This window comes from Streptomyces solincola, from assembly GCF_002982015.1.
GTDB classification, from domain to species: domain Bacteria; phylum Actinomycetota; class Actinomycetes; order Streptomycetales; family Streptomycetaceae; genus Streptomyces; species Streptomyces solincola.
In genome coordinates, this window is record NZ_PVLV01000370.1 from 1 (window position 1) to 7,714 (window position 7,714).

The 7,714-nt window shown below is 77.5% G+C and carries 4 protein-coding genes; 1 reads left to right on the top strand and 3 read right to left on the bottom strand.

The window, feature by feature from the left end; all coding sequences use genetic code 11:
* Nucleotides 1-11 precede the first annotated feature (11 nt).
* The 3 genes from prfB to C6N75_RS21860 form a co-directional block, all read right to left on the bottom strand.
* The gene (gene prfB, locus C6N75_RS21850) at nt 12-1,118 is read right to left on the bottom strand and encodes a peptide chain release factor 2 (protein WP_105870602.1); all 1,107 of its coding nucleotides are present in this window, start codon (nt 1,116-1,118) and stop codon (nt 12-14) included.
* 67 nt (nt 1,119-1,185) lie between these two features.
* Nucleotides 1,186-2,421 (bottom strand): serine/threonine-protein kinase, encoded by a 1,236-nt coding sequence (locus C6N75_RS21855; protein ID WP_105870603.1) that lies wholly within the window; start codon nt 2,419-2,421, stop codon nt 1,186-1,188.
* A gap of 158 nt (nt 2,422-2,579) precedes the next feature.
* Entirely contained in the window at nt 2,580-4,340 is a 1,761-nt protein-coding gene (locus C6N75_RS21860; protein WP_105870604.1) for a serine/threonine-protein kinase, read from the bottom strand.
* A 455-nt stretch (nt 4,341-4,795) separates the two neighbouring features.
* On the opposite strand from C6N75_RS21860, the gene C6N75_RS21865 reads away from it, so the two are divergent.
* Nucleotides 4,796-7,714: FtsK/SpoIIIE domain-containing protein (locus C6N75_RS21865; RefSeq protein ID WP_105870605.1), on the top strand; the 2,919-nt coding region annotated here is incomplete at its 3' end.

Consider the following 7,714-nt stretch of genomic DNA (forward strand, 5'->3'; position numbering starts at 1 on the left):
GGACGTGGGGGCTACTTCTCCTGCTGCTTGCGCCAGCGGATGCCGGCCTCCAGGAAGCCGTCGATCTCGCCGTCCAGCACGGACTGCGGGTTGCCGACCTCGTGCTCGGTGCGCAGGTCCTTGACCATCTGGTACGGGTGCAGGACGTAGGAGCGCATCTGGTTGCCCCAGGAGTTGCCGCCGTCGCCCTTGAGGGCGTCCATCTTGGCCTGCTCCTCCTGGCGGCGGCGCTCCAGCAGCTTGGCCTGGAGCACGTTCATCGCGCTGGCCTTGTTCTGGATCTGGGAGCGCTCGTTCTGGCAGGAGACCACGATGCCGGTGGGGATGTGGGTGATCCGCACCGCCGAGTCGGTGGTGTTGACGCCCTGGCCGCCGGGGCCGGAGGCGCGGTAGACGTCCACCCGCAGCTCGGACTCGTCGATCTCGACGTGGTCGGAGCTCTCGACGACCGGCAGCACCTCGACGCCGGCGAAGGAGGTCTGGCGGCGGCCCTGGTTGTCGAACGGGGAGATGCGCACCAGGCGGTGGGTGCCCTGCTCGACGGAGAGGGTGCCGTAGGCGTAGGGGGCCTTGACGACGAAGGTGGTCGACTTGATGCCGGCCTCCTCCGCGTAGGAGGTCTCGTAGATCTCGGTGCCGTAGCTGTGCCGCTCGGCCCAGCGCAGGTACATCCGCTGGAGCTGCTCGGCGAAGTCGGCGGCGTCCACGCCGCCTGCCTCGGCGCGGATGTTGACCAGCGCCTCGCGCTCGTCGTACTCGCCGGACAGGAGGGTGCGCACCTCCATCTCGTCCAGCGCCTTGCGCACGGCCGTCAGCTCGGCCTCGGCCTCGGCGCGGGTGTCCGCGTCGTCCTCGGCCTCGGCCAGCTCGAACAGGACCGCGAGGTCGTCGATGCGCCCGCGCAGCGCCTCGGTCTTGCGGACCTCGGCCTGGAGGTGCGAGAGCCGGCTGGTGATCTTCTGCGCGGCCTCCGGGTCGTCCCACAGGGACGGGGCGGCGGCCTGCTCCTCCAGCACGGCGATGTCGGCCCTCAGCCTGTCGAGGTCCAGGACGGCCTCGATCGACCCCATGGTCGAGGAGAGGGACTTCAGCTCTTCGGATACATCGACGACTGCCACGGCACCAGCGTAACGGCTCGCGCCGACAGACCGGCCCGGGAGCCGGTCCCGGGTGCGGGACCGGCCCTCAGGGCTGGGACGGGGCGGACTGCTTGGAGTCCTGCGGCGGGGCGCCCGGCTCGTCGCCGCCGGCGACCAGGAAGCCGCCGACCCCGGCCGCGGCGGCGAGGGTGAGGGCGGCCAGGCCCAGGGTGATCCGGCGCTTGCGCACCGCGGCGGGGCGGTTGCGGGCCGAGCCGGGGCGGCGGGCGCCGGCGGGGCGGGGGGCCCGGGCGGTGCCGTACGGGCCGCCGGACAGCTCGTCGGGGGCCGGGACCCGCATGGAGGTGTGGGTGTCGCGGCCGGAGTCGATGGACGAGCCGGGCACCAGCGGCACCGCGGCCCGGCGGGGCGCGTCGGTCAGGGTGGGGTAGGGGTCCTCCGGGTACCCCTCCTCGGCCGACTCGGCACCGGGCTCGTCCACGTCCAGCGGCGGGATGCCGGTGACCAGCGGCGCCAGCTCGCGCAGCCGGGCGGCCAGCTCGGAGGCGCGCAGCCGGGAGGCGGGCGCCTTGGCCAGGCACTGCACCAGGAGCTGCCACAGCTCCTCGGGGATGCCGGGCAGCGGGACGACGGTCTCGGTGACGTGGCGGCGCAGCACCGCACCGGGGTGCCCGCCGCCGAACGGGGTGAACCCGGCCAGCAGCTCGTACAGCACGGTGGCCAGCGCGTAGATGTCGACGGCGGCGCGCGCCGGCAGTCCCTCGACGATCTCGGGGGCGAGGTAGTCCGGGGTGCCGATGATCTTGCTGGACCTGGTGCGGCCCGGGGTGTCGATCAGCTTGGCCACGCCGAAGTCGGTGAGCAGCGCGGGATGTGCGCCGCCGGGGCCGAGCGGGCCCTCCATGTCGAGCAGGATGTTCTCCGGCTTGACGTCCCGGTGGACGACGCCGGCGGCGTGCGCGGCGGCCAGGCCCTCGGCGACGTCGGCGACGATGGCGACCGCGGCCTCCGGGGCGAGCCGGCGTTCGCGGTCCAGCCGGGTGCGCAGGTCGGTGCCGCGGATCAGGTCCATGGCGAGGGCGAGGTCGTTGCCGTCCACGACGAGGTCGCGGACGGTGACGACGTGCGGGTGGTCGAGCCCGAGCAGGGCGGTGCGCTCCTGGACGAAGCGTCCGACCAGCTCCTGGTCGGAGGCGAGGTCCTCGCGCAGGAGCTTGATGGCGACGGGCCCCTCCGGGCCCTCGCCGAGCCATACCGTCCCCGCGCTGCCCCGCCCCAGGATCTGGTGGGCGGTGTAACGGCTGCCGATCTTCCGTGCCAAGACTGCTCCCTCAGAAGCTGGCGTTCGGCACCAACGTACGCGGCTGGGAGCGCGATCACGCACCCGCGAGCCGGAAACACGCCCTGGATGTCGACAAAGCGACGAAGTCGCGTGCCGGAGGGACGGAACCGGAGCTACTGGCCGGCGGAGCCGCCGCCTCAGGTGCCACCGCCGGTGCCGCCGCCGGAGGAGCCGTTGATCAGGTCGTCGACCCAGTTGGTGAAGGAGCTGATGCCGTCGCCGATGGCGTCCCAGTAGCTCTTGCCCTCGGCGACCCAGCTCTGGAGCGGGGTCAGCTCCCAGATCAGCCAGCCGGCCACGAACAGGATCAGCAGCGTGAACAGGCAGCCCTTGAGGCAGCCGAGGCCCGGGATGCGCATCGGGTTGGCACTGCGCCGGCGCGGCTCGCGCGGCTCCCGGGGCGGGCGCGGCTCGCGGGCCGGCGGCGGGGCGGGGCGCTGCGGGGCCGGCCGCTGCTGCTGCGGCGGCTGGTACGGCTGCGGCTGCTGGGGCTGCTGGTACCGCTGGGGTTGCGGCTGGTACGGCTGCGGCGGCGGCGCGTACTGCGGCGGCCGCTGCTGGTACTGCTGGGGCGGCGACTGCGGCGGGTACGGCTGCTGATGGCGGGGCGGCTGCTGCGGCGGCGGCGCCTGGCGCTGGGGGCGGCGGCGCAGCGGGTCCTGGCTGGGGTCGAGGTACTGGACCTGGGTCTGCTCGTTGCGGTCGCGGGCCGCGCGCAACTGGGACTGCCAGGGGTGCGGGTCCTCCGGGCCGGGGGCGGGCGAGCCGTCCGGACGCGGCGGTACGGGGGGCATGACCGTGGTCGGGTCGGCGGCGCCCGGTCCGTGGCTGCCGGGGCCGCCCTGCCCCGGGCCGCTGGTGGGCAGCACGCTGGTGGCGGCGGACGGGTCGTACGGGCCGGGTGCGGCCTGCCCGGGGCCGGCGGCGCCGCTGGGCAGCACCTGGGTGGGGTCGGCGGCGCCGGGCGTCTCGGGCACGGGCGCCGGGTCCGGGTCGGGCGCGAGCAGCGCGCCGACCCCGTCGGCGGCCTCGATCTGCGCGGGCGTGGCGTGCACGCCGATGCCGGCGGCGACGGTGCGCAGGGCACGGGCGAGGTTCTCCGCGCCGGGCCGGCGGTCGGGGCCCTTGTCCAGGCAGCGCTCGACCACGGTCCACAGCGGACCGGGCACCGTGGAGGGGCGGCGGGGCTCCTCGCTCAGGTGGCGGTGCAGCACCTCGAGCGCGGTGCCGCCGGAGAACGGCGGACGGCCGGTGACCAGCTCGTACAGCAGGATGCCGGCGCCGTAGATGTCGACGGCGGAGGTCTGCGGGCGGCCCTCGGCGGATTCGGGGGCCACATAGGCGGGGGTGCCGACGAACTCGTGGGTGCGGGTCAGGCCCGGGGAGTCGGCGAGCCGGGCGATGCCGAAGTCGGTCAGCATCGGGTGCATGCGGCCGTCCCGCTCGGCGAGCAGCACGTTGGCGGGTTTGAGGTCGCGGTGCACGACGCCGTCGGCGTGGCTGGCGGCGAGCGCGTCGGCGATCTGCGCGGTGAGCAGCGCGGCGGCGACCGGGGTGAGCGGGCCGTTCTCGCGCAGGTAGCGGTGCAGGTCGGGGCCGTCGACCAGGTCCATGACCAGGGCGAGCAGGTCGCCCTCGACGACCAGGTCGCGGGTGCGGACGATGTTGGGGTGGGTGAGCCGCAGCAGGACGGAGCGCTCGCGCAGGAAGCGCATCACCACGTCCGCGTCGTTGGCGAGCTCCTCCTTGAGGACCTTGATCGCCACGGTCTCGCCGGGCTGCCCGGGGACGGCCGCCTCGGCGCCCGCCGTCTGGTTCTGGCGGGCGCGCCAGACGGTGCCCGTGGCTCCGCGCCCGAGCGGCTCCTCCAGGAGGTACTTGCTGCCTACCGGCCGCACGTCATGCGCTCCCTGCGATCGTGGTCCCTGCCTGTCCGGGGCGCCCGCTGGGCCCGCCCGGTGTCCGACCCACTGTAAGGCCGGGTCCTGTGCGGCGGTCCGCGGTCTTCGGCCGGACGATGTCGTCACGGCAGACGCGCGCGGCGGGCGTCGGGGTTGCGTCGGGACCGGGTCGGGACCGGGTCAGGGTCGCGTCGGGACTGCGTCCGGGCACGGGCCGGTCCGGTCCGTTCGGGCGTTCGAAGGCGGCCGCCCGACGCCCCGCGCCGCGTGCTTCCACGCCCCGACCTGCCCTCGAATGATCATTCAAGATCATTTTTGTACGGCTCCCGGGCGTGTTGTCAGTGGCAGGTGCGAGGATGCCCCCAGCACGTGCGCCCCGGCCCGCAACCCCGTGGCGGCGTGCCGACCTGAACGGGACGACGTGCCCGCGGCAGAAGGGATCGCTGACGGCGATGCAGATCCGGCTGACCGTCCTCGCCGCGCCCTCCGGCGGCCAGGCCGCGGCGCGCGCCTGTGACGTGCTCGTCACCGCCCCCGCCGGGACGGCGCTGGCCGCCGTGGCCTCCGGGCTGGCGTCCGCCGTCTCGGGGGCGGACGCCTCGGCCGGCGTGGTGCTGTACGCCGGCGCGGAGCGGCTCGACGTCCAGCGGCGCTTCCTGGGCGAGCCGCCGCTGGTGGACGGGGCGGTGCTCACCCTCCAGATGCCCGGCGAGGAGCACGCCCCGCCGGACGGCGCCCCGGCCCGGCTGCACGTGGTCGCGGGGCCGGACGCGGGCGGCGTCCATCTGCTGCACGGCGGCGAGATCCGCATCGGCCGCTCGGCCGACGCGGACGTGCCGCTGGACGATCCGGACGTCTCCCGGCTGCACTGCGCGGTCGTCGTCGCCGAGGACGGCCGGGTCTCGGTCGCCGACCTCGGCTCCACCAACGGCACCACCCTGGACGGCGCACCGGTCGGACCCCGCCCGGTGCGGCTCACGCCCGGCGCGCTGCTGCGCCTCGGCGAGTCCTCCCTGAGGCTGGCCACCGGCCCGGTCACGGACGGCCCGCCGCTGCCCACCGCCCCGGACGGCGAGGGCCGCCTGCGGGTGCGGCGGACCTCCGGCCCCGAGGGCGGCCCCGAGGGGGCCGGGGCCGCACCGGACCGGCGGCGGCCGGAGCACCCCGGGCCCGCCTCCCCGGCCCGCACCACCGCTCCCCGCAGGCCCTCCCCGGACGACGGCGACAGCGCGACGACCCGCGATGCGGGCGGTGGCGCGCGGCCCGTCGCCCCGGCCGGGCGGGCCGGCCACCGCCCGGCGGTGAGCGGTACGCACACGGTCGACCAGCCGCAGGCTCCCGGCGCGACGCCGCCCCGCGGCACCCGCACCGATCCCCGTACCGCACCGGCGGACGCCGCCGACCCCGCCCGCCGGCGGGGCATAGGCGCGTGGGCGCGGAAGCTGGCGGGCGGGCGCGAGGCAGCGACGGCCGGACCGGGTCCGCGGCCCCTCCTCGTACCGCCGTCCGGGGACGGGCCGCGGCCTGCCGGCGGTCCCGGCACGGACACCTGGCCCGACCCCGCCGCCGTGCTGCTCACCGCGCTCGGGCCGGGGCCCCGGCTGTGGGAGCGGGGGCCCGGGCACCCCGAGGAGCTGGTGGTCCGGCTCGGCACCGCGGACCGCGCGGAGCTGGCCGCCGTGCCGGTCACCGTGGGCCTGCGGGAGGCCGGGTCGCTGGGGCTGGCCGGGCCCCGCCCCCGGCTGCTCGGGCTCGCGAGGTCCGTGATCGCCCAACTGGTCGCCCTGCACGCGCCCGGGGACCTGGAGCTGGTGCTGCTGGCCGGGCCGGGGCGCGGCCGCGACTGGGCGTGGCTGGGCTGGCTGCCGCAGCTCCGCCCGGCGCAGGGCCAGGACTGCCGGCTGCTGCTGGCGTACGACCGGGAGCAGGCGGCGGCCCGCGCCGGCGAGCTGACCCGGCGGCTGGACGACGGGCCGCTCGGCCCGGCCTGGGCGAGCGCCGACCGGGCGGCCGTCGCCGAGGCCGCCGCCCGTTACGACGGACCGCGCACGGTGGTGGTCGTGGACGGCGACCCCGGTTCGGCGGCGCTGCGCGAGGCGACCGCGCGGCTGGCCGGGGCCGGGTCGGCGGCCGGCGTCCACCTGCTGTGCCTGGCGGAGGCCCCGGCCGCGTCGCCGGCCTCCCCGGTGGACGCGACCTACGAGACGGCGTGCGCGGCGTCCCTGCCGTTTCGCGAATGCGGGGCGGCGGCGCTGCTCTCCGGTGACGTGGCGACCGCGCTGCGGCTGCTGCGCACGGCCGGCGGCCGGCCCGCCGGGCACGGCACGGTCGGCACGGTGGACGCGGTGTCGGCGGCTTGGGCCGAGCGGTTCGCCCGGGCGCTGGCGCCGCTGAGCACCGACGAGCCGGACGGGTCCGCCGCCGCGGGCGGGCGGCGCACGGCGGCGGTGGCGCTGCCGCCGTCCGCGCGGCTGCTGGACGAGCTGGAGCTGGCCCGGGCCACCCCGGCGTCGCTGATGGCCCGCTGGGCGTCCGCGCCCGACGGCACGGCGGTGCTGGGGGCCGGTCCGCACGGGCCGGTCACCGTGGACCTGGCCGCGCACGGCCCGCATCTGCTGGTGGAGGGCCCGGCGGGCAGCGGCCGCACCGAGCTGCTGCGCGCGGTGGCGGCGTCGCTGGCGGCGGCGTCCCGGCCGGACAGGCTGGGGCTGCTGCTGGTGGACGGGGCGGGCGCGGGGCGCGGCGAGGGCCTGGCGCCCTGCACCGAGCTGCCGCACGTCACCGAGCACCTGGTGGCCTCCGACCCGGTGCGGATGCGGGAGTTCGCGCAGGCGCTGGGCGCGGAGCTGAAGCGGCGGGCGGAGCTGCTGGGGCGTCAGGACTTCGCCGAGTGGCACACCCAGCGGGAGGTGGCGGACCGCATGATCGCGCCGCGCCGCCCGATGGGCCAGGGCGGTGGGGACCTGGACGCGCCGCCGACCGGCACGCTGCGGCTGCGCCCGTCGGCCGCGCGGGGCGCGGAGCGGGAGGTTCCGCCGCCGCTGCCGCGGCTGGTGGTGCTGGTGGACGACTACGACGCCCTGGTGGCGCCCGCGCTGGGCGCGGCCGGGCGGCCCGCCGCCGGCTCGGTGGTGCGGGCGCTGGAGGCGGTGGCCCGCGACGGACACCGGCTGGGCGTGCACCTGGTGGCGGCGTCGGCCCGCCCGGACCGCACCGCCGACACCGAGCTGGCCCGCGGCACCCGGCTGCGCGCCGTGCTGGACGCCCCCGCATCGGCCCCCGGCCCGGACGCGCCCGCCCCGGGGCGCGGCCGCCTGGGCCACCCGGACGGCCGGGTCACCCCGTTCCAGGCCGGCCGGGTGGCCCAGGCG